At 67.4% G+C, this 25,252-nt stretch carries 22 protein-coding genes; 20 read left to right on the top strand and 2 right to left on the bottom strand.

Annotation, left to right across the window (positions count from 1 at the left end):
- Positions 1-8 precede the first annotated feature (8 nt).
- From accC to ACS5PN_RS02255, 4 genes are all read left to right on the top strand, one after another.
- A complete protein-coding gene (gene accC, locus ACS5PN_RS02240; protein ID WP_439462319.1) occupies positions 9-2,054 on the top strand; it encodes an acetyl-CoA carboxylase biotin carboxylase subunit in 2,046 nt (681 codons plus the stop codon).
- Between the two features lie 108 nt (positions 2,055-2,162).
- The gene (locus ACS5PN_RS02245) at positions 2,163-3,353 is read left to right on the top strand and encodes an FAD-dependent oxidoreductase (RefSeq protein WP_439462320.1); all 1,191 of its coding nucleotides are present in this window, start codon (positions 2,163-2,165) and stop codon (positions 3,351-3,353) included.
- A 160-nt stretch (positions 3,354-3,513) separates the two neighbouring features.
- Positions 3,514-4,182, top strand: a complete 669-nt coding sequence (locus tag ACS5PN_RS02250; RefSeq protein ID WP_439462321.1) for a class I SAM-dependent methyltransferase — start codon at positions 3,514-3,516, stop codon at positions 4,180-4,182.
- Positions 4,179-4,643, top strand: coding sequence for a VOC family protein (locus ACS5PN_RS02255; RefSeq protein ID WP_439462322.1), 465 nt, complete (start codon positions 4,179-4,181; stop codon positions 4,641-4,643). Before ACS5PN_RS02250 ends, ACS5PN_RS02255 begins: the two co-directional genes overlap by 4 nt.
- 13 nt (positions 4,644-4,656) lie before the next feature.
- Here ACS5PN_RS02255 and ACS5PN_RS02260 read toward each other — a convergent pair whose 3' ends face one another.
- On the bottom strand, positions 4,657-5,895 hold the full coding sequence (locus ACS5PN_RS02260; RefSeq protein ID WP_439462323.1) for a YIP1 family protein: 1,239 nt from the start codon (positions 5,893-5,895) through the stop codon (positions 4,657-4,659).
- Between the two features lie 61 nt (positions 5,896-5,956).
- Complete coding sequence (locus tag ACS5PN_RS02265) at positions 5,957-6,736, bottom strand: substrate-binding periplasmic protein (RefSeq protein ID WP_439462324.1); 780 nt, start codon at positions 6,734-6,736, stop codon at positions 5,957-5,959.
- 294 nt (positions 6,737-7,030) lie between these two features.
- Between ACS5PN_RS02265 and ACS5PN_RS02270 the strand changes: the two genes are divergently transcribed.
- The 16 genes from ACS5PN_RS02270 to purF all read left to right on the top strand — a co-directional run bounded on the left by ACS5PN_RS02270 (position 7,031) and on the right by purF (position 25,248).
- On the top strand, positions 7,031-8,356 hold the full coding sequence (locus ACS5PN_RS02270; protein ID WP_439462325.1) for a hypothetical protein: 1,326 nt from the start codon (positions 7,031-7,033) through the stop codon (positions 8,354-8,356).
- 84 nt (positions 8,357-8,440) lie between these two features.
- Positions 8,441-9,334 carry a LysR family transcriptional regulator gene (locus tag ACS5PN_RS02275; RefSeq protein ID WP_310270742.1) on the top strand — a complete coding sequence of 298 codons (894 nt, stop codon included), beginning with the start codon at positions 8,441-8,443 and terminating at the stop codon, positions 9,332-9,334.
- The gene (gene leuC, locus ACS5PN_RS02280; protein ID WP_439462326.1) at positions 9,331-10,743 is read left to right on the top strand and encodes a 3-isopropylmalate dehydratase large subunit; all 1,413 of its coding nucleotides are present in this window, start codon (positions 9,331-9,333) and stop codon (positions 10,741-10,743) included. The genes ACS5PN_RS02275 and leuC overlap by 4 nt, the downstream gene beginning before the upstream one ends.
- Position 10,744: 1 nt before the next feature.
- On the top strand, positions 10,745-11,392 hold the full coding sequence (gene leuD / locus ACS5PN_RS02285; RefSeq protein ID WP_439462327.1) for a 3-isopropylmalate dehydratase small subunit: 648 nt from the start codon (positions 10,745-10,747) through the stop codon (positions 11,390-11,392).
- Between the two features lies 1 nt (position 11,393).
- Positions 11,394-12,488, top strand: a complete 1,095-nt coding sequence (gene leuB, locus ACS5PN_RS02290) for a 3-isopropylmalate dehydrogenase (protein WP_439462328.1) — start codon at positions 11,394-11,396, stop codon at positions 12,486-12,488.
- Between the two features lie 93 nt (positions 12,489-12,581).
- Positions 12,582-13,694, top strand: a complete 1,113-nt coding sequence (gene asd, locus ACS5PN_RS02295; RefSeq protein WP_439462329.1) for an aspartate-semialdehyde dehydrogenase — start codon at positions 12,582-12,584, stop codon at positions 13,692-13,694.
- Positions 13,695-14,097: 403 nt separating this feature from the next.
- Positions 14,098-16,599 (top strand): FimV/HubP family polar landmark protein, encoded by a 2,502-nt coding sequence (locus tag ACS5PN_RS02300; protein WP_439462330.1) that lies wholly within the window; start codon positions 14,098-14,100, stop codon positions 16,597-16,599.
- Between the two features lie 60 nt (positions 16,600-16,659).
- Complete coding sequence (truA, locus tag ACS5PN_RS02305) at positions 16,660-17,442, top strand: tRNA pseudouridine(38-40) synthase TruA (RefSeq protein WP_439462331.1); 783 nt, start codon at positions 16,660-16,662, stop codon at positions 17,440-17,442.
- Positions 17,439-18,068: a phosphoribosylanthranilate isomerase gene (locus ACS5PN_RS02310; RefSeq protein WP_439462332.1), complete on the top strand. Its 630-nt coding sequence runs from the start codon at positions 17,439-17,441 to the stop codon at positions 18,066-18,068. The genes truA and ACS5PN_RS02310 overlap by 4 nt, the downstream gene beginning before the upstream one ends.
- 9 nt (positions 18,069-18,077) lie before the next feature.
- Positions 18,078-19,331, top strand: a complete 1,254-nt coding sequence (trpB, locus tag ACS5PN_RS02315) for a tryptophan synthase subunit beta (protein ID WP_439462333.1) — start codon at positions 18,078-18,080, stop codon at positions 19,329-19,331.
- Positions 19,328-20,128: a tryptophan synthase subunit alpha gene (trpA, locus tag ACS5PN_RS02320; RefSeq protein ID WP_439462334.1), complete on the top strand. Its 801-nt coding sequence runs from the start codon at positions 19,328-19,330 to the stop codon at positions 20,126-20,128. Before trpB ends, trpA begins: the two co-directional genes overlap by 4 nt.
- A 3-nt stretch (positions 20,129-20,131) precedes the next feature.
- Positions 20,132-21,004 carry an acetyl-CoA carboxylase, carboxyltransferase subunit beta gene (gene accD, locus ACS5PN_RS02325; RefSeq protein ID WP_439462335.1) on the top strand — a complete coding sequence of 291 codons (873 nt, stop codon included), beginning with the start codon at positions 20,132-20,134 and terminating at the stop codon, positions 21,002-21,004.
- A gap of 70 nt (positions 21,005-21,074) precedes the next feature.
- Positions 21,075-22,385, top strand: a complete 1,311-nt coding sequence (folC, locus tag ACS5PN_RS02330; RefSeq protein WP_439462336.1) for a bifunctional tetrahydrofolate synthase/dihydrofolate synthase — start codon at positions 21,075-21,077, stop codon at positions 22,383-22,385.
- Positions 22,386-22,399: 14 nt separating this feature from the next.
- Positions 22,400-23,176 carry an SPOR domain-containing protein gene (locus ACS5PN_RS02335; RefSeq protein ID WP_439462337.1) on the top strand — a complete coding sequence of 259 codons (777 nt, stop codon included), beginning with the start codon at positions 22,400-22,402 and terminating at the stop codon, positions 23,174-23,176.
- Between the two features lie 6 nt (positions 23,177-23,182).
- Entirely contained in the window at positions 23,183-23,725 is a 543-nt protein-coding gene (locus tag ACS5PN_RS02340) for a CvpA family protein (protein ID WP_439462338.1), read from the top strand.
- A gap of 11 nt (positions 23,726-23,736) precedes the next feature.
- A complete protein-coding gene (gene purF / locus ACS5PN_RS02345) occupies positions 23,737-25,248 on the top strand; it encodes an amidophosphoribosyltransferase (RefSeq protein ID WP_439462339.1) in 1,512 nt (503 codons plus the stop codon).
- Positions 25,249-25,252 lie beyond the last annotated feature (4 nt).

Below are 25,252 nucleotides of genomic sequence, written 5' to 3' on the forward strand. Positions count from 1 at the left end.
GGTACTGCATGTTCACCAAGATCCTGATTGCCAATCGTGGCGAGATCGCTTGCCGGGTGATTGCCACGGCAAGGAAGATGGGCATCGCGACCGTCGCCGTCTACTCTGAGGCCGACAAGGACGCTCGCCATGTCGAGCTGGCCGACGAGGCCGTGCTGCTGGGCCCGGCGCCGTCGCGCGAGAGCTATCTGGTCGCCGACAAGATCATTGCCGCGGCCAAGCAGACCGGCGCCCAGGCCATTCACCCCGGCTATGGCTTCCTGTCCGAGAACGAGGACTTCGCGCGCCGCGTGGAAGCCGAGGGCATGGCCTTCATCGGCCCCAAGCACTACAGCATCGCGGCCATGGGCGACAAGATCGCGTCCAAGAAGCTGGCCAATGAAGCCAAGGTCAGCACCATCCCCGGCCACAACGAACCCATCTTGTCGGCCGAGGAGGCCGTCGGGATCGCCCAGCGCATCGGCTACCCCGTCATGATCAAGGCCAGCGCCGGCGGTGGCGGCAAGGGCCTGCGCGTGGCCTTCAACGACAAGGAATGCTTCGAGGGCTTCACGTCCTGCCGCAACGAGGCCCGCAACAGCTTCGGCGACGACCGCGTCTTCATGGAGAAGTTCGTCGAGCAGCCGCGCCACATCGAGATCCAGGTGCTGGGCGACAGCCAGGGCAACGTCGTCTACCTGCACGAGCGCGAATGCTCCATCCAGCGCCGCCACCAGAAGGTCATCGAGGAGGCGCCGTCGCCCTTCATCAGCGAGGCCACGCGCAAGGCCATGGGCGAGCAGGCCGTGGCCCTGGCCAAGGCGGTCAAGTACCAGAGCGCCGGCACGGTGGAGTTCGTCGTCGGCAAGGACCAGGACTTCTATTTCCTGGAGATGAACACGCGGCTGCAGGTCGAACACCCGGTCACCGAGTGCATCACCGGCCTGGATCTGGTCGAGCAGATGATCCGTGTCGCCGCGGGTGAGGCGCTGACGTTCAAGCAGGCCGACATCCAACGCGACGGCTGGGCCATTGAATGCCGCATCAACGCGGAAGACCCCTTCCGCAACTTCCTGCCGTCCACCGGCCGCCTGGTGCGCTACCAGCCGCCCGAGACCAGCATGGCCCAGGGCGAGCCCGAGCGTTTTGGCGTGCGTGTGGACACCGGCGTCTACGAGGGCGGTGAGATCCCGATGTTCTACGACTCGATGATCGCCAAGCTCATCGTGCACGGGAAGGATCGCAACGAGGCGATTGCCAAGATGCGCGAGGCGCTGAACGGTTTCGTCATCCGCGGCGTGTCCAGCAACATCCCTTTCCAGGCGGCGCTGCTGGCCCATCCGGACTTCGCGACGGGCAACTTCAACACCGGCTTCATCGCCCAGCATTACGCCAGCGGTTTCAAGGCCGAGGACGTGCCGCATGACGATCCGCTCTTCCTCGTTGCGTTGGGCGGCTTCATCCGCCGCAAGGCACGCGAGCGCGAGGCCGGCATCAGCGGCCAGATGCGCGGCCACGAGGTGCAGATCGAGCATGACTATGTCGCCGTCGTGAACCTCGGCGGTGGCAAGAGCGAGCAGCATCCCCTGCACGTCAGCGAGTTCGCCGGCGCCTTGGGCGAGGCGCGTGTGCAGGTCGGTGGCCGGGACTACCGCATCGTCTCCAACTCGCGTCTCAACGATGTGCGCATCACCGGTACCGTCAACGGCCGGGCCTTCACGGCCCAGGCCGAGCGCGGCACGGCCAGGAACCCGCTGGCCTACCGCATCCAGCATGGTGGCCGCTCCGTCGAGCTGACCGTGCTGAACCCGCGCGCCGCCGAACTGCAGGCCCTGATGCCCTACAAGGCGCCGCCGGACACCTCCAAGCTGCTGCTATCTCCGATGCCCGGCCTGCTGGTGCATCTGGCGGCCGAGGTTGGCCAGACGGTGCAGGCCGGCGAGCGACTGGCGGTCATCGAGGCGATGAAGATGGAGAACATCCTCAACGCCCAGCAAGACGTCAAGATCGCCGAGATCCTGGCCAAGCCGGGCGAGAGCCTGTCGGTGGACCAGCCCATCCTGCGCTTTCAATGACCCACCCCCTACCGGCTGCGCCGGCCCCCTCAAGGGGGCGCCGCTGGCGGCCCGGAAAGCCCGGTTCCGCGGCGGCCGCTTGGTAAGGCACCACGCTGGATGGGCGCTTTGAGCATCGCGATTGTCGGCGCCGGTGTTGCTGGCGCGGCGGCGGCCATCCGCCTGGCCGAGCGCGGCGTGCAGGTGGACCTGTACGAGGCCGTCGCCGAGCCTCAGCCCATTGGCGCCGGCCTGCTGCTGCAACCCACCGGCCAGCGCGTGCTGGCTGCCATGGGTTTGCTGGACGGCGCCCTGGCCCTGGGCATGCGCGTGGACCGCCTGTTCGGCGATACGCCGACGGGCCGGGCCGTGCTGGACATGAGCTATCGGCGTTTCCATCCAGAGGCCTATGGCCTGGGCATCCAGCGCGGCGCGCTGATGGGGCTGCTGTGGGGCCGGCTGCGCGAACTCGGCATCCACTGGCATTGCGGCGTGGCGGTCGAGGGCTTCGATCAGGACGGGCAGGGCGTGACGCTGCGCCTGGCCGGACGCGAGCCGGCCCGGCATGCCGCACTGATCCTTGCCAACGGCAGCTTCTCGCGGTTGCGAGAGGGCATGAAGCTGGCACAGCATGCGCGGCCCTTTCCCTGGGGTGCCATCTGGACCGTGCTGCCCGCGCCCCCCGACTTCCCGCAGATCGAGTTGCGCCAGCGCTTTCGTTCGGCTTCTCAGATGATCGGCCTGATGCCCATCGGCAAGGCCCATGCCGATGACGGCGAGCGCGGCATCAACCTCTACTGGAGCCTGCCGGTGGCCGAGCTCGATGGCTGGCAGCAGCGCATTGGGCTGGACGCGCTCAAGCAGCAGATGGCTGGCCTTTTCCCCGACGTGGCGCCGCTGCTCGCCGGCCTGCGCGATGCAGCCCAGCTACGCGAAGCGCGCTACGCCGACGTCTGGATGTCACGCTGGCATGACGGCCGGGTGCTGGCCATCGGCGATTGCGCCCACGGCATGAGCCCGCAGCTGGGGCAGGGCGCCAACATGGCGCTGATCGATGCGCATGAGCTGTCAGCCGAGGTCGGCGACGACTGGCCGCGCGTCTTCGAGCGCTACAGCCGCCGCCGCCGCGCCCATCTGCGCTTCTATGGCCAGGCCAGCCGCGGCCTGACGCCGACGTTCCAGTCCCATGCCGTCGTTGCGCCCTGGCTGCGCGATCGCTGCTTTGGCTGGGGTGGGCGGCTGCCCTATATCCACGAGCAGTCCATCGCCACCCTGGCCGGCGTCAAGACGGGCTGGCTGTGGGGGCGGCTCGAAATCTGAGCCTCATGATCCGATTGTCATCGTAGGGATGACGGGTGGAAAACATACTTCCTGCAGGGCAAGATGCGGCATATGCCCAACTGCTTGCCCAGCCTGGCGCCAGTCGGCCGATCGATCGGCCGACGCTGAGGTTTGCCGGTCAGCCAAAGAGGGAGTCGACATGGGTGCATCCGTCTACTACACACAATCACGATCGGAGGTCCTGCCCTTCGTCCCCACGGACTGCTGGCGCGTGCTGGAGATCGGCTGCTCGGAAGGTCGTTTCATGGCGGGGCTCAAGGCTGAGCGTGCCGGCATCTACGCCGTGGGCATCGAGCCCTTTCCCGATGCGGCTGGCCTGGCTGCCGGAATCTTTGACCGGCTGGTGCAGGCGCCTGTCGAGGCCGCACTGGATGAGCTGGAGGGCGAGGAGCCCTTTGATTGCGTGGTGGCCAACGATGTGCTCGAGCATCTGGTCGACCCCTGGAACGTGCTGCAGCGCATCCGCCGGCACCTGGCGCCCAACGGCTGCGTGGTGGCATCGTTGCCCAATATCCGCCACTGGCCGACACTGAACGCCTTGTTCCTTGGCGGCCGCTGGGATTACACCGAATCCGGCGTCCTCGACCGCACCCATCTGCGCTTCTTCACCGAGAAAAGCCTGCCCGAACTTTTCGAGCGGGCGGGTTTGCGGGTGACGACCTGCGCGGGCATCAATGCCGGCGAGCTGCCGTGGAAGATCGCCCTGCTCAATCGCCTGCTGGCGGGTCGGTTCGACGATGCCCGCTATCGACAATTTGTCTGCGTCGCCCATCAGGCCACGCCAACGCTCCCGATCCACTCTGCATGAACTCACGTCCCTATCGAATTCTTGGCCTGCAACAGATTGCCATTGGCGGACCCAGCAAGGCCGCGCTGCGCACCCTGTGGGTGGATGTGCTCGGCCTGCGCGTCACCGGCAACTTCGTCTCCGAACGCGAAAACGTGGATGAGGACATCTGCGCCATCGGCGCTGGTGCGCACACTGTCGAGGTTGACCTGATGCAGCCCCTGGACCCCGACAAGAAGCCCGCGGTCCACACCACGCCGCTGAACCACGTGGGCCTGTGGGTCGATGACCTGCCGGCCGCCGTGGCGGCCATGACGGCTCAGGGCGTGCGGTTCGCGCCGGGCGGCATCCGCAAGGGCGCTGCCGGCCACGACATCTGCTTCATCCACCCCAAGGCGAACGAGGAGTTCCCGATCGGCGGCGAAGGCGTGCTGATCGAACTCGTGCAGGCGCCGCCCGAGGTGATCGCGGCCTTGGGCTGAAGCGCGGCCGCGCTCAGCCGGGTTGGCGCGGTGTGCTGGCGAGCTTGTTGAGGTCGACGCTGCCCAAAACGCCGCGCAGCTGGTCGATGCCGACCTGATCGCCCTTGGCCTCGACGATGACGCCGTTGGGCAGCAGCACCGTCAGCTCGGCATGCGTGCCGTCCTTGCGGTACTCCTCGCGCACCGTGCGGTCGCCCTGCTTGAACACGCGCTCGACGCGGCCATCGGCCTCCTTGTCGAGCGTCATCTGGGCCCAGCCGGCCAGGCCGGCCATGCCTGCGAGGCTGCCCATGTCGGTGATGTCCAGGCTGATGGACTTGTCGCCATTGCCGTAGCGGGCCTTGGCGGAGGATGAGTTGATGCCGATGGCACCGCCGCTCTGGGCCTCGATGCTGTTGCGCTTGAAGTCGCCGAGGTTCTCGGGCAGCAGGGCCTTGAGGTCGGCGGCCGGCATGGGTTTGCCACCGCCGGTCGCACCGCTCATCGCGCCCATCATCTCGCCCAAGGCCTTGCCCGCGGCAGCGCCGTCACCCTTGGCCTGGGCCTCTTCCATCTGCTTGCCCAGGGCCTCCATGCGCTTGGCGGCCGCTTCCATCTTGCTGGTGTCCAGGGTGACGTCGCCCCCCGGCCCCTTGATCGTCACCGCGCCGCCGCCGCCGCCCGCATGTCCGCTGCCCCAGGTGCCGATGCCGAGCACGGCACTGGTCACCGCGCCCACCACCAGGCCGGCCACGATGCCCGCCACGATCACTACGGCGGTGTAGCCCGCGGATTTCTCGGGCGGGTTGTGCATCAGCACCGGCAGCCCGAGGTAGATGAGGTAGATCGAATAGAGCCCGCACAGCAGGCCCAGCACGCTCAGCGAGGGCAGCAGCTGGAACACGCCCCCCACGAAACCGGCGGTGCAACCATAGGCCACCAGCTTGAGCGCGGCCAAGGGGTTGGGCGTGCCGCCGAAGGTGGGCGCCAGCGCATTCACCAGCAGCGACAGCAGATAGACCATGCCCAGGGACATCACATAGCTCAGCACCATATGCACCAGTCCGCTGACAAAAGGCACGCGGTAGCTGAAGCCGAAGCCCCCCATGCCGATGACCGACAAGCCGATGAACCCTGCCACCGCCGGGATGGCCGCCAGGATGAGCAGCCATTCCTTGTACAGGGACTGCACCGTGGCCGGCTCTGCCGCGATCTGCGGCCAGGTGTCCTTGGGCTTGAGCAGGATGTCTTGGATGCGTTGAACCAGATTCATGAGGGCCTCCCGGAAGATGGCGAATCCTAGAAGTGACGTACCGGCGCGGTACATGGGGCTTTCATGAAGCAGCCCGTGGCACGGTCTTGAGCTTGTCTTCCAGGCCATAGCGGCGCTGCAGGGCGGCCAGCGCGGGCTGCTCGTCGCGCAGAAAGCGGTTGAACTGCGCCACCAGCCCGGCATGCCGAAGGCTTGAGAGCCGGTAGTGATAGGCGTAGTCCGTCGGGGGCAGCGCCGTGGAGGGCAGCAGGGCACCGGGTTGGCCCAACTGCTCCAACTGGTAGAGGGCTACCGGCAGGGCGAGCTGCACGCCGTCGACGCGGCCGGCCAGCGCCATGCGGATCAGCCGGGAGGGATCTCCGGCTTCGGTCAGCACCAGGCTGCCGGCCTGGATGAGGGGCAGAAATCGTTTGGGCGTGTAGCCGCGCACGATGCCCAGGTTGCGCACGGGCTGATCGCGTCGGGCCGCGGGCACCATGACCACGTCCTGGAAAGGCACGGCCGGCTCCGAATAGTTCAAGGTGAGCCCGCGCTTGGCCTCGGCTTCCCAGCTCGGGTTGTCGGGAAAGACGCCATCCAGGTGGCCCATCACATGCTCTGCGGTCAGCCGCTTGGTGGGCAAGGCGACATAGCTGAAGCTGTGACCGTGGCGGCGTGCAAACAGGTCGAGCAGTTCGCGCGCATAGCCGCGGAACTCGCCACGGGCGCCCGTGCTCATGATGGGCGCGTAATCGACGTCCTCGACGCCGATGACGAAATGATCGGCTCGCGCTGGATGCATGGCCGCCAGAAGCAGCAGTACCGCGAGGAGGTGGGCGAGCCAGGCCGGCAGTCGTTGCATGGGTGCAGTGAGGCCGCGGAGATGCGGCATCGTCGCACAGGCATCAAGCCGCGCTTGCCCAGCCGCGAAGCGGTTCGCAGCCGGCGAAGCAGAGATTCCAGATTCGCCGCTTCTGCGAATCGGTACCCGCCCGTAACCTGCTGAGCAGCAAAACTTGCGCGTGCCGCGCTGGGCTCACCGGCCCGTGGCACACCGGAAGGCGAAGGAGGCCACAAGCCGCTTCGTGGATTCGGTCGCAAGGCTTTGCGCCGCGCTCGGGGCCAGAATCGGCGCCTTCACCCGACACCTCGCCCGATGCGCCCCGTCTTCCTTCTGCTGGCCCTGCTGCCGACGCTCGCCCAGGCCTGGGGCAACCACAGCCCTATGTGCTATCGCGCCTTCGAGCGCATGCCCGAGGTGGCGAACGCCGCGGCCGTGAAGGCCGAGCCCCTTGTCGATTTCCTGCGCGACCAGGAGCGCTCCATCGCGATGACCCTGGATGCCCAGGAAGCCTGGGCCCGCGCTCACCTGGCCGGGCATGCGCCGCGCCCCGAGGCCCTGCGTTTCGTCGCCGATGCCAAACGCAGCGATGCAGAACGGCGCGCCGCCTTCCTGCGTGCGGTGCGCCTGTCGCCGCAGAGCAAGCTGGCCCTCTATCTGCAGCCCGACCCGCGCGAAACCGAGGTGACGCGCCCGCTCATCGATGCGGCCTTGGTTTCCGCCACCCGGCCCGGCGCTGGCAGCACCCAGCGTTTCGTCGCCCTGCAGCCGGGCGAGTCCGTTGCGCCGCTGGCTGTGCTGGCCTCGGCCTGCGACGAGCCCGACTACGGCCATGACCTGAACCTCTTCGACGACAACACGGGCCACCCCGACTACGGTTTCGGCAACCAGCCCTTCGGCAACCCCGCCGTCTCCATCGGTTCGCAGGCGCCTTTCCACATGGGCTTCTTCCACCAGGGGCCGGTCTTCAACACGCTGGCGCCGAGCTTTGCCCGCACCTTCACCGAACTGCGCGTGCAGCAGTACGCGACGCTGGCCGTGCTGGCCTGGCAGACCGGCCATGCCTACTGGGGCTGGCGCTTTGCCGGCATGGCCCTCCATCATGTCGAAGACCTGACCCAGCCCTATCACTCGAGCGCTGCACCCGGCGCGACGCTGGGCCACATGATGTGGGTCAACCTCAAGGCACAGCTTGGCGCGCCCGCTGATCGTCAGGGCCTGGTCGTGCTGCAGGGCAACCGCCACTTCGTGCTGGAGAACTTCCAGACGCGCTGGATCATCGAGGCTGCACGCAAGCAGCAGGACGGCCCGTTGGAGCTGGCCCTGCGCGATTCGGCGCGCGACGCGCGTTACCCGGCCTGGAGCGTGGGCTATGTGCGCGACGTCGTCGCGGCCGAGGCGTTTGCTGCCGGACCGGCGACCGATGCAGCCGTGGTCGTCGGTGCGCCCGCGAAATTCGTCACTGACCCTAATTTTGACTTTGCCGCCAACGAGGCCCAGCTCGGCCCCGAGCTCGCCCGTGACATGCAGGGCCGGCGTGACGCATTGCAGAGGCAGATCGCCGAATTGCTCGGCCACTTCGGCGCCCACAGTCGCAACGCGCTGCGCGGGCTGCTGAAGCAGGCAGCAGCTCCTCTTTGAGCTTCGTAAACGGCGAAACGGAAGTCGATTATTGGCGCAGAATCGCGTTCTTCGCGAAGGCTATGCTGGAGTTACACGATCACCATGCGCCACGACCTCACCACCCTCAATCTCGTGCTGGCCATCGAGCAGACCCGCTCGATCACGCGCGGCGCCGCCCAGGAACACCTGGCGCTGGCGGCTGCCAGCAAGCGCCTGTCTGACCTGGAAAGCCGCCTCGGCGTGCAGCTCTTCGAGCGGCGTGCCCGGGGCGTCGAACCCACCGAGGCCGGCCGTGCGCTGGTGCGTCACATCCGTTCGCTGCACGCGTCGCTCTATGCCCTCGAGACCGAGGTCATGGAGTTCTCGCGCGGCATCAAGGGCCATCTGCGCATTGCCGCCAACAGCAGTGCCATCACCGAGGCCCTGCCGCCTCACCTGGTGGGCTTCTCGCAGGCGCACGCGCAGATCCGCATCAGCCTGGAAGACCTGACCAGCGCCGAAGTGCAGGCCGCGGTGGCCGAGGGCAGGGCCGACGTGGGCGTCTTCACGCCGCCACTGGTGGACAACCGCCTGCAGACCTGGGTGGTCGGCCACGGCCGCCTGGCGGCCCTGGTGCCGCTGAAGCACCCCTTGAGCGCCCGCGAGGAGGTCACCTTCGACGACCTGCTGGCCTATGACCTCATCGGCCTGCATGCCGGTGCCAGCGCCCAGGAGCTGATGCGCGAGCAGGCGGCCGCCCGCGGCAAGACGCTGAACGCGCGCTGGCAGGTGCGGGGCTTCGACGCCATCGCCCAGCTCGTCGAGGCGGGTCTGGGCGTGGCTGTGCTGCCCGAGCAGCCGGCCGAGCGCTTCACCCGCGTCTTCGGCGTGCGCAGCATCCGCCTTGAAGAGCCCTGGGCCGAGCGCGAATATGTATTGGGTGTGCTGCGCCAGCAGCGTTTGCCCACGGTGGTGCAACGCTTCGTGGACACCTTGATTCCTCGAGACAAGCAATGACCTCACGTACCCTCTACGACAAGCTCTGGGATGAGCATGTCGTGCACACCGAGCCCGATGGCACGGCGCTGCTCTATATCGACCGCCACCTCGTCCACGAGGTGACCAGTCCCCAGGCCTTCGAAGGTCTGGACCTGGCCGGCCGCAAGGTCTGGCGCCTGTCGGCCAACCTGGCCGTCAGCGACCACAACGTGCCGACGACGGACCGCAGTCACGGTATCGCCGACCCGGTCTCCAAGCTGCAGGTCGACACCCTGGACGCCAACTGCGACCGCGTCGGCATCACGCAGTTCAAGATGAACGACAAGCGCCAGGGCATCGTGCATGTCATCGGCCCGGAGCAGGGCGCCACGCTGCCCGGCATGACCGTCGTCTGCGGTGACAGCCACACGTCGACGCATGGCGCCTTCGGTGCCCTGGCCCATGGCATCGGCACCAGCGAGGTTGAGCATGTGCTGGCCACGCAGACGCTGTCGGCCAAGAAGGCCAAGAACCTGCTCGTCAAGGTCGAAGGCAGCTTGCCCAAGGGCTGCGGCGCCAAGGACATCGTGCTGGCCATCATCGGCAAGATCGGCACCGCCGGCGGCACGGGCTACACCATCGAGTTCGCGGGCTCTGCCATCCGCTCGCTGTCGATGGAAGGCCGCATGACCGTCTGCAACATGGCCATCGAGGCCGGCGCGCGTGCCGGCCTCATCGGCGTGGACGACACGACCATCGCCTACGTCAAGGGCCGACCCTTCTCGCCGCAGGGCGTGGAATGGGACCAGGCCGTTGCCTACTGGCGCAACCTGCATTCCGATCCCGGCGCCCACTTCGACAAGATCGTCGAGATCGACGCCGCCCAGATCCGCCCCCAAGTCACCTGGGGCACCTCGCCCGAGATGGTGCTGGCCATCGACGACCGCGTGCCTGATCCCGACAAGGAGAAGGATGCCGTCAAGCGCGGCGCCATCGAGCGCGCGCTGACCTATATGGCCCTGGAGCCCAACAAGGCCATCAGCGACATCCATGTCGACAAGGTCTTCATCGGTTCCTGCACCAACAGCCGCATCGAGGACATGCGCGAGGCCGCGGCCGTCGTGCGTCGCGTCGGTGGCCGTCTGGCCAAGAACATCAAGCTGGCCCTGGTCGTGCCGGGCTCCGGCCTCGTCAAGGCCCAGGCCGAAGCCGAAGGCTTGGACCAGGTCTTCAAGGCCGCGGGCTTTGAATGGCGTGAGCCGGGCTGCTCCATGTGCCTGGCCATGAACGCCGACCGGCTGGAGCCGGGCGAGCGCTGCGCCTCCACCAGCAACCGCAACTTCGAAGGCCGACAGGGCGCGGGTGGTCGCACCCACCTCGTCAGCCCGGCCATGGCTGCTGCCGCCGCGATGACCGGCCATTTCGTAGACGTTCGCACGCTGAGCTGACATGGACAAGTTCACCCTCCACAAAGGGCTGGTCGCGCCCATGGACCGCGACAACGTCGACACCGACGCCATCATCCCCAAGCAGTTCCTGAAGTCGATCAAGCGCTCGGGCTTCGGCCCCAACCTGTTCGACGAATGGCGCTATCTGGACCATGGCGAGCCTGGCCAGGATCCGGCCAGCCGCAAGCCCAATCCCGACTTCGTGCTGAACCAGCCGCGCTATGCCGGCGCCAGCGTGCTGATCGCGCGCAGCAACTTCGGTTGCGGCTCCAGCCGCGAGCACGCGCCCTGGGCCCTGCAGCAGTACGGTTTCCGCGCCATCCTGGCGCCGAGCTTCGCCGACATCTTCTTCAACAACTGCTTCAAGAACGGCCTGCTGCCCATCGTGCTGCCGGAAAGCGCCATCGCCCGCTTGTTCGACGAGTGCTACGCCTTCCCCGGCTATCAACTCGTCGTGGACCTGCCGCGCCAGGTGGTGGTCAAGCCCGATGGCGCGGAGCTGCCCTTCGACATCGAGCCCTTCCGCAAGGAATGCCTGATCGGCGGCCTCGACGAGATCGGGCTGACGCTGCAGCACACCGACAAGATCCGCGCTTACGAAGCCGCGCGCATCGCCAGCAAGCCCTGGCTGAACAACCGAGTGATTTGAGATGAAGAAGATTGCAGTACTGCCGGGCGACGGTATCGGCCCGGAGATCATGGCCGAAGCGGTCAAGGTGCTGAAGGCCCTGGATCTGCCTTTGCAGCTCGACTGGGCCGACGTCGGCGGCAAGGCCTACGAGACCAGCGGCCACCCGCTGCCGCCGGCCACGCTGAAGCTGGCCCAGGAGGCCGACGCCGTGCTGTTCGGCGCGGTGGGCGACTGGAAGTACGACAAGCTCGAGCGCTCGCTGCGCCCCGAGCAGGCCATCCTCGGCCTGCGCAAGGCCCTGGGCCTGTTCGCCAATTTCCGCCCGGCCATCTGCTACGAGCAGCTCACGCATGCCTCGTCGCTGAAGCCCGAACTGGTGGCCGGCCTTGACATCCTGCTGATCCGCGAACTGACCGGCGACATCTACTTCGGCCAGCCGCGCGGCCGCCGCACGGCCGTGGACGGTCACTTCCCGGGCGCCGATGAAGCCTTCGACACCATGCGCTACTCGCGCCCCGAGATCGAGCGCATCGCCCATGTCGCCTTCCAGGCTGCGCGCAAGCGAAACAAGCGCCTGACCAGCGTCGACAAGGCCAATGTGCTGGAGACCTCGCAGTTCTGGAAGGACATCGTCATCGAGGTCCACGCCCAGTACCCCGACGTCGAGCTCGACCACATGTATGTGGACAACGCGGCCATGCAGCTCGTCAAGGCGCCGAAGAAGTTCGACGTCGTCGTGACCGGCAACATGTTCGGCGACATCCTGTCCGACGAAGCCGCCATGCTGACCGGCTCCATCGGCATGCTGCCGTCCGCCTCGCTGGACGCCAACAACAAGGGCTTGTACGAGCCCAGCCACGGCAGCGCGCCCGACATCGCCGGCAAGGGGATTGCCAATCCTCTGGCTACAATCCTGTCCGCTGCCATGATGCTCAAGTTCTCCCTCAACCAGCCCGAAGCCGCCGCTCGTATCGAAGCCGCGGTTCAGTCGGTGTTGGCCCAGGGCTTGCGCACCGCCGACATCTGGTCCGAAGGCACCTCGAAGGTCACGACCCTCGAGATGGGCGACGCTGTCGTCAAAGCCATTACGACCACCAAAACCATCAAGAGCTGAAGCTCCGTCTCGTCTCGCCCCCTCCAAACCCGGCGAACGAGCCGGGGCCCAAAGTGGAAGGGGTTTGGTGAACGACAGACAAAGGATTTGATGATGACGACTCTGGTAGGCCTCGTAGGCTGGCGTGGCATGGTGGGCTCTGTGCTCATGGAGCGCATGACTACTGAGCGCGATTTCGACCTGATCGAGCCGCTGTTCTTCTCGACCTCCAACGCCGGCGGCGCTGCCCCGGCCCAGGCCAAGAACGAGAAGGCGCTGCAGAACGCCTTCGACATCGAACAGCTCAAGCGCTGCGACATCATCATCACCGCCCAGGGCGGCGACTACACGACCGAGGTCTATCCCAAGCTGCGCGCGGCGGGCTGGAACGGCCATTGGATCGACGCGGCCTCGACGCTGCGCATGGCGGACGACGCCGTCATCATCCTGGACCCCGTCAACCGCCCGGTCATCGACCAGGCGCTGAGCAACGGCGGCAAGAACTGGATCGGCGGCAACTGCACCGTCAGCTGCATGCTGATGGGCGTGGGCGCCCTGTACAAGGCCGGCCTGGTCGAGTGGATGTCCACCCAGACCTACCAGGCTGCTTCCGGCGGCGGTGCTCAGCACATGCGCGAACTGCTGACGCAGTACGGCACGCTGAACGCCTCGGTCAAGCCGCTGCTGGACGACCCCAAGAGCGCCATCCTCGAGATCGACCGCCAGGTCATCGCCAAGCAGCGTTCGCTGTCGGCTGAAGAAACCGCCAACTTCGGCGTGCCTCTGGGCGGCTCCTTGATCCCCTGGATCGACAAGGACCTCGGCAATGGCCAATCCAAGGAAGAGTGGAAGGGCATGGCCGAGACCAACAAGATCCTGGGTGCCGCCGGCATCCCGGTCGACGGTTTCTGCGTGCGCGTCGGCGCCATGCGTTGCCACAGCCAGGCCCTGACCTTCAAGCTGAAGAAGGACGTGCCCCTGGCCGACATCGAGGCCATGATCGCCGCCGACAACGCCTGGGTGAAGGTCGTGCCCAACACGCGCGAGGCCACCATCCGTGACCTGACGCCCGTGGCCGTCACCGGCACCATGACCATCCCGGTCGGCCGCCTGCGCAAGCTGGCCATGGGCCCCGAGTACCTCGGCGCCTTCACCATCGGCGACCAGCTGCTGTGGGGCGCGGCCGAGCCGCTGCGCCGCATGCTGCGCATCCTGCTGGAACGCTGAGCCCCGGACCGAGAACAGCCCCTGCGGCTGTTCGACGCCTGGCGAAGGCCTTGCGCCATGCAAGGCGCAAGGCATGTGCGTCTACATGAACGGGCCTTCGGGCCCGTTTCACTTGGGTTTCACTTACGGTCTTTTACGACTTGACTAAGGGTTCACCCGGGCATCGATATTGAATCGAAACGACACATCAGGTATCGCGTGAGCATTTCAGCGTATATGCTTGATACCGTTGTGTTTTTGATTCGAAACTCGACGCAGGCCATATCGTGCAAACCCGCGTGCAGACCAGGTTCGTGCAGCGCTTGCTGAAGATCGAGACAGGCGGGGCCCATTGCCCCGCCTTGTTGCTTTGGGGAATGCCTTGAAAGACCACATTCGCGACGCATTCGAGGGAGTTCGACCCATGGGCTTTGCTCGCCACCATCTCGCGCTCGCCGCTGCACTGCTTGTTGCCGGCAGCGGCGCTCAGGCATTGGGCCTGGGCAGGTTGAGTGTGCAGTCGGCCTTGGGCGAGACCATGCGAGCCGAGATCGACGTCAGCAGCCTGACGTCCGAGGAAGCTGCCACCCTCAAGGTGCGTGTCGCTCCACCCGAGTCCTACCGTGCCACCGGCGTTGAATACAACCCGGTGCTGACCTCGACCCAGGTCCAGATCGTGCGCAACAACGGCCGCACCCTGCTCCGCGTCAGCAGCGACCGCTCGGTCCAGGAGCCCTTCGTCGACGTCATCCTCGAGCTGACCTGGTCCGGCGGCCGCCTGGTGCGCGAATACACGCTGCTGTTCGACCCGCCAAGCCTGCCCAAGCCCGCTCCCGTCATCACCGCGCCGCCTGCGGTTGCCGCAGCACCTGCGCCGACCACGGCCGCATCCAGCGAGGCTGTGCCTGCACCCGCGCCTGCCGCGGCGACAGCCCTGCCGCGCAACGGTTCTGCGCCGGCCGCGGCCCCTGTCGCAGCGGCCCGCCCGCCCGCACAGGCCTCGGCGCCCATCCGGCCTCCCGTCACGGCAGCCTCCGAGTACGCCGTGCGCCCGGGCGACTCGCTGTCCAAGGTGGCGGCCAAGACCCAGGTCAGCGGCATCTCGCTGGACCAGATGCTGGTCGGCCTGTTCCGCAACAACCCCGATGCCTTCATCGACGGCAACATGAACCTGCTGAAATCGGGTTCCGTGTTGCAGGTCCCGTCCAGCGATTCGCTGGCCTCGGTGCCCGCGCCTGAAGCGCGCCGCATCATCATGGCCCAGAGCGCCGATTTCTCGGCCTATCGCCAGCGCCTCGCTTCCGCCGCGCCGACGTTGCAGAGCAACGAGAGCGAGCGCCAGTCCAAGGGCCAGGTGCAGGCTGCCGTCGAGGATCGCAAGCCTGCGGCCGCGGCGACGCCCGACAAGCTCACCCTCAGCAAGGCCGGCAGCGCCGCCAGTGCGTCCGAAGCCAAGCTTTCCAAGGAAACCGAGAAGAAGGATGCGGCGGCCCGCGTGGCCGAGCTGACTCGCAATGTCGAGGAGCTGAAGAAGCTGTCCAGCGCTGCCAAGCCGGCCACACCTGTGGCATCCGCTGCCGCACCTGCACCGACACCCGCGGCGGCGCCGACACCCTTGCCCGCGCCGGTGGTGGCGACCGCCGAGCCCGCATCGGCACCTGCGCCGGCCGTCGCAGCAAGCGTTGCGGCTTCGCGCCCCGCGGCTCGCGCCAGCGCACCGCTCGCACCGCCGCCGGTCGCCGAGCCGCCCGGCTTCATCGAGCAGTTGCTCGACAGCCCCATCGTGCTGCCTTTGGCCGGCGTCCTCGTCGCCGTGCTCGGCGGCCTGGGCCTGTACCGCCTGCGCTCGCGCCGCTCGGTCAACGCGGCCGAGACCGGTTTCCACGAAAGCCGTTTGCAGCCGGACTCGTTCTTCGGCGGCACGGGTGGCCAGCGCGTCGACACGCGTGATGCGCAGAACAGCGGCCAGTCGTCGATGAGCTACTCGCTCAGCCAGCTGGACGCCATCGGTGACGTGGACCCGGTCGCTGAGGCCGACGTCTACCTGGCTTATGGCCGCGACCTGCAGGCCGAGGAAATCCTGAAGGAAGCTCTGCGCGCCAACCCGACGCGCCTGGCCATCCGCCTGAAGCTGCTCGAGGTCTACGCCAAGCGCCGCGACACCAAAGGCTTTGAGCAACTGGCCGTGCAGCTCTACGCCGAGACCAAGGGCGCGGGCGAAGACTGGGCCAAGGCCCAGGAACTGGGCCGTGGCATCGATCCGGACAATCCGCTCTACCAGCCCGGTGGTGCGCCTGCGCATGTCGAGGACGGCCCCGAGCTGCGCCCCGAGCCCATGAACGCCAGCACGCTGCCGCAGACGGCTCTGCCCAGTGGCGCGAGTGCTGCTGCCGCGGCCGCAGCTCATCTGGCCACCGATGCGATGCGCGGCGGTCCTGATACAGGCCCGGTCAGCGGTTTCGACCTGGCTCTGGACCTCGATCTCGACGCCCCCGAACCGGTGTCGCCGCACGCCATGGCGGCGACCCAGGCCATGCCGGCTTCGGTCGAGCAGGCGCCGATGACGATGGACTTCGACATCTCCAGCCGTGGCACCCGCACCGCGCCGCCGGCGCCGGACCTGAGCTTCGACATCAGCAGCATGGGGGCCTTGTCGCCCGCCGCACCGGCGTCGGCCTCTCCGGACCTGGACTTCGACCTGGGCGACTCCACCCTGCCCGGAGAGACCACGCCGGAGGGCTTGAGCCACAACCTGGATCTGCCCGATGACGAAGGCGATCCGCTGCTGCGTCAGCTGGAGCTGGCCGACGAGTTCCGCCAGATCGGCGACACCGAAGGTGCCCGCGAAGTGCTGCAGGAGCTGATCCAGCGCGCCAGCGGCCCGCTGCGCGACAAGGCGCAGGCGATGCTGAACGAGCTTCGCTGAGGCGCGCAACCGCGATACTTCGACGCCCGGCCTGTGCCGGGCGTTTTTACTTTTGAGCCCATGAGAGTCGCACTAGGAGTCAGCTACCGCGGCGGCGGCTACAACGGCTGGCAGAGCCAGCCCGACGGCCGCACCGTGCAGGACGCCCTCGAGAAGGGCCTGTCCACCTTCGCGGCCCAGCCCATCCGCACCCTCTGCGCCGGCCGTACCGACACCGGCGTGCACGGCATCAACCAGGTCATCCACTTCGACACCGAAGTCGAGCGCGAACCCTTCTCCTGGGTGCGTGGCAGCAATCGCTACCTGCCGCCCGACATCGCCATTCAGTGGTGCCGTTTCCCGGGTGATGCCTTCCATGCGCGCAACTCCGCGCGAGGACGGCGTTATGCCTACCTGCTGCTGGAGTCGGCCGTCAGGCCTGCCATCGAGAGCGGCCAGTGCGGCTGGATCTTCCGCCCGCTGGAGCAGGCGGCGCTGGAAGCTGCCGCCGAGCGCCTGATCGGCGAGCACGACTTCTCGTCCTTCCGTTCCTCCGAATGCCAGGCCGCCTCGCCCATCAAGACGCTGCGCGAGATCACCGTGCAGCGCCGCGGCGCCTACTGGCGCTTCGAGTTCGAGGCCAGCGCGTTTCTGCATCACATGGTGCGCAATCTGATGGGCTGCATCCTCGCCGTCGGCAGTGGCACGCGTTCGCCGGACTGGGTCAGCGAGGTGCTGGCCGCGCGCGACCGCAAGGTGGCCGCGCCGACCTTTTCCCCTGACGGCCTCTATTTCCTCGGCCCGACCTACGATGCCGAACTCGACATTCCGCGCGAAGTCGCGGCCCTGAGCTGGTTGCCATGACACGAATCAAGATCTGCGGTCTCACACGCGAGCAGGACGTCGAGGCCGCCGTCGAGGCCGGTGCCGATGCTATCGGTTTCGTCTTCTATGCCAAGAGCAAGCGCTTCGTGACGCCGGAGCGGGCGAGGGCGCTGGCGCGGCTGCTGCCGCCCTTCGTCACGCCGGTCGGCCTCTTCGTCAACGCCACCGATACCGAGCTGCAGGCGGGCTTGGACGCCCTGCCCAACATGCTCGTGCAGTTCCATGGCGACGAGACGCCTGCCGACTGCGATCGCGTCAAGTGCCCCTATCTGCGCGCCGCCGCGATGTCGCCAGGCTTTGACTTGGTAGACTTCAGTTCTCGTTTTTCCAACGCCCAGGCCATCCTGCTCGACGCTCCCGTCGAAGGGTATGGCGGCGGCGGCAAGGTCTTCGATTGGTCACTCATTCCACCAAACGCAGCCTCTCACCTCGTTTTGTCTGGTGGGTTGAATGCAGCAAACGTCGGCGATGGCATCGCCCGGGTGCGGCCTTGGGCCGTTGATGTGAGTTCCGGCGTCGAGGTGTCCAAGGGCATCAAGAGCGCCGACCTGATCCACGAGTTCTGCAGCGCCGTGAAGCGCGCTGACGCAGAACTGTCCCGATAGGGGAAGACCATGTTCCAGTACGACCAGCCCGACGCGACCGGGCATTTCCGCGCGCCCGCCAAACCGACCTATGGCGGCAGCTTCGTTTCCGAGACCCTCGTCCATGCCCTGGACCAGTTGAAGGATGCCTACGCGCACTACCAGAACGATCCCGAGTTCCTGGCCGAGTTCAAGAAGGAGCTCAAGCACTTCGTCGGCCGCCCGAGCCCGATCTATCACGCCGACCGTCTGAGCCGTGAACTGGGGGGAGCCCAGATCTATCTGAAGCGCGAGGACCTGAACCACACCGGCGCGCACAAGATCAACAACGTCATCGGCCAGGCGCTCTTGGCCAAGCGCATGGGCAAGCCGCGCGTCATCGCCGAGACCGGCGCCGGCCAGCATGGCGTGGCCACGGCCACCATCTGTGCCCGCTACGGCCTGGAATGCGTGGTCTACATGGGCAGCGAGGACGTCAAGCGTCAGAGCCCCAACGTCTACCGCATGAAGCTGCTGGGCGCGACCGTCGTGCCGGTGGAGAGCGGCAGCAAGACGTTGAAGGACGCACTCAACGAGGCCATGCGCGACTGGGTCACGAATGTGGAGAACACCTTCTACATCATCGGCACCGTGGCCGGACCGCATCCCTATCCGATGATGGTGCGCGACTTCCAGCGCATCATTGGCCTGGAATGCCTGGAGCAGATGCCCGAGCTGGCCGGCCGCCAGCCGGATGCCGTCATCGCCTGCGTGGGCGGTGGGTCCAACGCCATCGGCATCTTCCACCCCTACATCCCGCATGAGAGCGTGCGCCTCATCGGCGTCGAGGCCGAAGGGCAGGGCATTGCCAGCGGCAAGCATGCGGCCACGCTGACAGCCGGCAGCCCCGGCGTGCTGCATGGCAACCGCACCTATCTGCTGCAGGACGACGACGGCCAGATCATCGAGACCCACTCGATCTCGGCCGGCCTGGACTACCCCGGCGTCGGCCCCGAGCATGCCCACCTGAAGGACATCGGCCGCGCCGAATACGTCGGTTGCACCGATGTCGACGCCCTGTCGGCATTCCATCGCCTGTGCCGCACGGAGGGCATCATCCCTGCGCTGGAATCCAGCCATGCCGTGGCGCACGCGATCAAGCTGGCGCCGACGCTGGGAAAGGACAAGGTGCTGCTGGTCAACCTCAGTGGCCGCGGCGACAAGGACATCGGCACCGTCGCCGACCTGTCCGGCGCTGCCTATTTCGACCGCCCGTCGCAAGCCGGTGAAAAGGTGAAGCAATGAGCCGCATCACCACCACTTTCGACCAGCTCAAGGCCGGCGGCCGCAAGGCGCTGATCCCCTTCGTCACCGCGGGCGATCCGCACCCAACCGCGACGGTCGACCTCCTGCTGGCCATGGCCGAGGCCGGCGCCGACGTCATCGAACTGGGCGTGCCCTTCTCCGACCCCATGGCCGACGGCCCAGTCATCCAGCGCGCCGGCGAGCGGGCGCTGAAGAACGGCATCGGCTTGCGCCAGGTGCTGGCCTATGTCCGCGAGTTCCGCGCCCGCAACGACAAGACGCCCCTGGTACTGATGGGGTACGCCAACCCGGTCGAGCGCTATGGCCTGGATGCCTTCGTGGCGCACGCGTCGGCGGCCGGTGTCGACGGGGTGCTCATCGTCGATTACCCGCCCGAGGAGTGTGAGGAGTTCGCCGCCAGGCTGCGCGCCGCCAACATGGACGCCATCTTCCTGCTGGCGCCCACGTCCACCGAGGCGCGCATGGCCCAGGTCGGCAAGCTGGCCAGCGGCTACGTCTACTACGTGTCGCTGAAGGGCGTGACCGGGGCCGGCCACCTGAACACTGCCGCCGTCGCCGATGCCGTGCCGCGCATCAAGCAGCACGTCAGCACGCCGGTGGGCGTCGGTTTCGGCATCCGCGACGGGGCCACGGCGCGAGCGGTTGCCGATGTTTCGGACGCCGTCGTCATCGGTTCCAAGCTGGTCGAATTGCTGGAGCGCCAGCCAGCCGATAATGTCGCCTTGACTGGCGCGGCCTTCATCCGTGAAATCCGTGCCGCACTCGACAAGGACTGAGACATGAGTTGGCTCGACAAACTCCTCCCGCCCAAGATCCAGCAAGGCGATCCCGCCGACCGCCGCACGGTTCCGGAAGGCCTGTGGATCAAGTGCCCGAGCTGCGAGACGGTGCTCTACAAGACCGACCTGGAGCAGAACATCAATGTCTGCCCCAAGTGCAGCTTCCACCACCGCATCGGCGCGCGCGCCCGCCTGGACGCCTTCCTGGACGGTGAAGGCCGTTACGAGATCGGCCAGGAGGTGCTGCCGGTCGACGCGCTGAAGTTCAAGGACAGCAAGAAGTACCCCGACCGTCTGAAGGAAGCGCTGGAGAACACCGGCGAGACCGACGCGCTGGTGGTCATGGGCGGTGCCGTGATGAGCGTGCCCGTCGTGACGGCCTGCTTCGAGTTCGACTTCATGGGGGGCTCCATGGGCTCGGTCGTCGGCGAGCGTTTCGTGCGCGGCGTCGAGACGGCCATCGAACAGAAGACGCCCTTCATCTGCTTCACCGCCACCGGTGGCGCGCGCATGCAGGAAGGCCTGCTGAGCCTGATGCAGATGGCCAAGACCAACGCGTCGCTGACGCGCCTGGCCAAGGCCAAGTTGCCCTATATCAGCGTGCTGACCGACCCGACCATGGGCGGTGTGTCCGCGTCGTTCGCCTTCGTCGGCGACATCGTGCTGGCCGAGCCCAAGGCCCTGATCGGCTTTGCCGGCCCGCGCGTCATCGAGAACACCGTGCGCGAAAAGCTGCCCGCCGGCTTCCAGCGCGCCGAGTTCCTGATGGAGAAGGGCGCCATCGACATGATCGTGGACCGCCGCCAGCTGCGCGAGACGATTGCCCGCCAGCTCGCCATGCTGCAGCGCCAGAGCGCGGACGCCGTCGCCTGAACGCCGCCCGCAGACTTCCGAGCCAGGCCCCGAGCCTGGCTTTTGTTTTTCTCAGCCATGACGCTTGCCCATGACGCTCGATGAATGGCTCGCCCACTGCGAGCGACTGCATCCCAAGACCATCGACATGACGCTGGACCGCGTCAAGGCGGTGAAGGAGAGGCTGGGCATCGCCTTCGACTGCCCGACCGTCGTCGTCGCCGGCACCAACGGCAAGGGCTCGACCTGCGCCATGCTGGAGTCCATCGCCCTGCATGCCGGCTACCGCGTCGGCCTCTACATCAAGCCCCACCTGGTGCATTTCCAGGAGCGCTGCCGCGTTGGCGGCGCGCCGGTGGCGGCTGAGTCCCTGGAGGCCCATTTCGAGGCCGTCGAGGCCGCGCGCGGCGACATCACGCTGACCTATTTCGAGTTCACGACCCTGGCCATCATGCGGCGGCTTCAGCATGAGCCCCTGGACCTCGTCATCCTCGAGGTGGGCCTGGGGGGGCGCCTGGACGCCGTCAACGTCATCGACGCCGACTGCGCCGTCATCACCAGCATCGACCTCGACCACACCGAATTCCTCGGCACCGACCGCGAGAGCGTCGGCCGCGAGAAGGCCGGCATCATGCGCGCCGGCCGTCCGGTCGTCGTCAGCGACCCGGTGCCGCCGGCTTCGCTGGCCGCGCGTGCCGGCGAGCTAGGCGCCGACCTGCGCCAGCTGGGCCGCGACTTCACCTTCAGCGGCGACCGCACCCAATGGCAATGGGCCGGTCGCAACAAGCGCTACTCGGGCATGTCCTATCCGGCCCTGCGTGGCGTCAACCAGTTGCTGAACGCCTCCGGCGTGCTGGCCGCCTTCGAGGCCCTGGCCGACCGCCTGCCCATCAGCGCCCAGGCGGTTCGCACCGGCTTGGCCCTGGTCGAGCTGCCGGGCCGCTTCCAGGTGCTGGCGGGCCAGCCGGCCGTCGTGCTGGACGTGGCCCACAACCCGCACGCGGTCGCCGCCCTGGCCCAGAACCTCGACCAGATGGGCTTTTTCCCGCGCACCCATGCCGTCTTCGGCGCCATGGCGGACAAGGACCTGGCGGGCATCCTGGGCAGGATCGCGCCGCTGGTGGACGTCTGGCATTTCACCGATCTGCCCATCCCGCGCGCGGCGACGGCCGGGCAGCTGGAAACCGCCTTCCTGGCCGCCGGGCTGAAGACACCGGCCGACGTCACGACCCACACCCATGCCAACCCCCTGGATGCCCTGCAAGCCGCGGCGGCCGGGGCGACCACGGCCGATAGAATCCTGGTCTTCGGATCCTTCTTCACCGTGGGCGGGGTGCTCCAACAGGGCCTGCCCCGCGTGACGGCCGGTGCCACGGCGCCGCAGCCTCCTACCCTCCACTGAGCCAGACGCCGCCGATGGGCCTGTTTTCCTTCCTCAAGCGCGATGACGCCGCCCCTGCGGCGGCGCCCAAGAAGTCGGCCAAGTCCGGCGCCAAGGCCAGCGCGGCCGAAGACGTGCAGGTGCTGCGCATCCGCGCCCGCCGCCGCCTCATCGGTGCCGCCGTGTTGGTCGCGGCCGGCGTCGTCGGCTTCCCGTTGATCTTTGAAACCCAGCCGCGGCCGATTCCGGTCGATCTGCCCATCGACATCCCGCGCAAGGAGACCGTGCCGCCGCTGACCGTGCCGACGCGCGAGCCGCTGGCCCAGGCCGAACCGGCTTCCACGCCGACGCCCACCGTTGCCGTGGCGAGTGCGCCGGCCGAGGTTGTGATCGAGAAGCCGGCCGCCGAGAAGCCGCAGGACAAGCCGCCCGTCAGGGTCGCCGAGAAGCCGGTTGAAAAGCCTGCCGAGAAGCCCGCTGAGAAGCCGGCCGACAAGCCCGTCAAACCTCACGCCAACGATGGCGCCCGCGCCCAGGCCCTGCTGGAAGGCAAGGAGCCCACGCCGGCCGCCACGAGCGCGGCAGCGCGATTCATCGTCCAGGTCGGTGCCTATGGTGAAAACAAGACTGCACAGGAAGTCCGCGGCAAGGTCGAAAAGCTGGGATTGAAGACCTATGCCCAGGCCGTGGACACCGCCGACGGCCGCCGCATCCGCGTGCGCCTGGGGCCCTTCGCCAGCCGCGACGAGGCCGAGCGCGCTTCCGCCAAGCTCAAGGGCGCGGGCCTGCCCGGCGCCATCCTGACGCTGTAAGCCGCCATGGACGTCGCGCTCAGCTGGGTCGATCTCGCGTTGGCAGCCATGCTGCTGATTTCGATCGGCCTGGGCCTCTGGCGTGGCCTCATCTTCGAGGTGATGTCCCTGGCCGGCTGGGTGGTGGCTTATTTCGCGGCGCCACCGCTGGCGCCGGTCGTCGAAGACCTGCTGCCGGCCTCCTTCACCGGCCAGTTCGGCCCCGCGGCCCTGCATGTGATCGCCCTGGTCATCGCCTTCTTCTTCGTGCTCATCGTCTGGAGCCTGGCCTCGCGACTCGTGAAGATGCTGATCCACGCCACGCCGCTGTCCGTCGTGGACCGTCTGGGTGGCGCCGGCTTTGGCGCGCTGCGCGGCGTCTTCATTGCCTTGCTGCTGGTGCTCGTCATCGGCGCCTCGCCGCTGGCCGAGACCTCCACCTGGCGGGCCTCGCATGCCGCGCCGGTGCTGGCCGGCGTGCTGCAGGACGCCGCGCCGCTGCTGCCCGAACCCCTTGCCCGATTTATTTCCCGCTCGATGACCCCATCTGAAGCGGAAGCCACTGACTAAGGACCTTCGCCATGTGCGGCATCGTCGGCACCCTCGCGGCCACCCCCGTCAACCAGCTCCTCTATGACGCGCTGCTGCTCTTGCAGCACCGCGGCCAGGACGCGGCCGGCATCGTCACCATGCAGGGCCAGAAGTGCTTCATGCACAAGGCCCGCGGCATGGTGCGCGACGTCTTCCGCACCCGCAACATGCGGGCCCTGCCGGGCAATATCGGCCTGGGCCAGGTGCGCTACCCAACCGCCGGCAACGCCTACAGCGAGGAAGAGGCCCAGCCCTTCTACGTCAACGCGCCCTTCGGCATCGTGCTGGTGCACAACGGCAACCTGACCAACGCGCTGGCGTTGAAGGACGAGCTCTTCGACATCGACCGCCGACACATCAACACCGAGAGCGACACCGAGGTGCTGATCAATGTGCTGGCGCACGAGCTGGAGCTGGCCGCGCGCGACCTGCCGCTGACGCCCAAGGAGATCTTCTCCGCCGTGCGCGCCGTGCAGAAGCGCATCAAAGGCAGCTATGCCGTCATCGCGCTGATCGCTGGCCAGGGCCTGCTGGCCTTCCGCGACCCCTTCGGCATCCGCCCGCTGTGCTTCGGCAAGTCGGCGAATGGCGAATTCATGGTGGCCAGCGAAAGCGTGGCGCTGGAAGGCACGGGCCATCAACTGGAGCGCGACCTGGCGCCCGGCGAGGCTCTGTTCGTCGACATGACCGGCAAGGTGCACACCGAGCAGTGCAACGACAACCCGTCGCTGAACCCCTGCATGTTCGAGTTCGTCTACCTGGCCCGCCCGGACTCGGTGATGGACGGCATCTCGGTCTACCAGGCCCGCCTCAACATGGGCGAGACCCTGGCCCAGCGCGTCATCTCCACGATGCCGCCCAACGAGATCGACGTCGTCATTCCCATCCCGGAAAGCAGCCGGCCGTCGGCCATGCAGCTGGCGCATCGCATCGGCAAGCCCTATCGCGAGGGCTTCGTGAAGAACCGCTATGTCGGCCGCACCTTCATCATGCCGGGGCAGGGCGCGCGCAAGAAGAGCGTGCGCCAGAAGCTCAATGCCATCGGCCTGGAATTCAAGGGCCGCAATGTGCTGCTGGTGGACGACTCCATCGTGCGCGGCACGACCTCCAAGGAGATCGTGCAGATGGCCCGTGAGGCCGGCGCGCGCAAGGTCTACCTGGCGTCCGCAGCGCCGCCGGTGCGCTTCCCCAACGTTTACGGCATCGACATGCCGACGGCCGAGGAGCTGATCGCCCACAACCGCTCCATCGAGGAGATCCGCGAGTACATCGGCGCCGACGCGCTGATCTACCAGGACGTGGATGCGATGAAGCGCGTTGTGGCCGCGCTGCGTCCGGGTCTCGCCGGCTTCGAGGCGAGTTGCTTTGACGGCAATTACGTGACGGGCGACGTCAGCCTGGCCGACTTCGCGGCCATGCGCGAGCAGCGCACCAGCCAATCCACCGAGGAAGAGGCCGACGCGCGCGGCCGCCTCGCCCTGCAGGGCGGCGGCGAAGGCTGAGTAC

Source organism: Roseateles sp. NT4, from assembly GCF_051857475.1.
Lineage (GTDB): Bacteria > Pseudomonadota > Gammaproteobacteria > Burkholderiales > Burkholderiaceae_C > Pelomonas.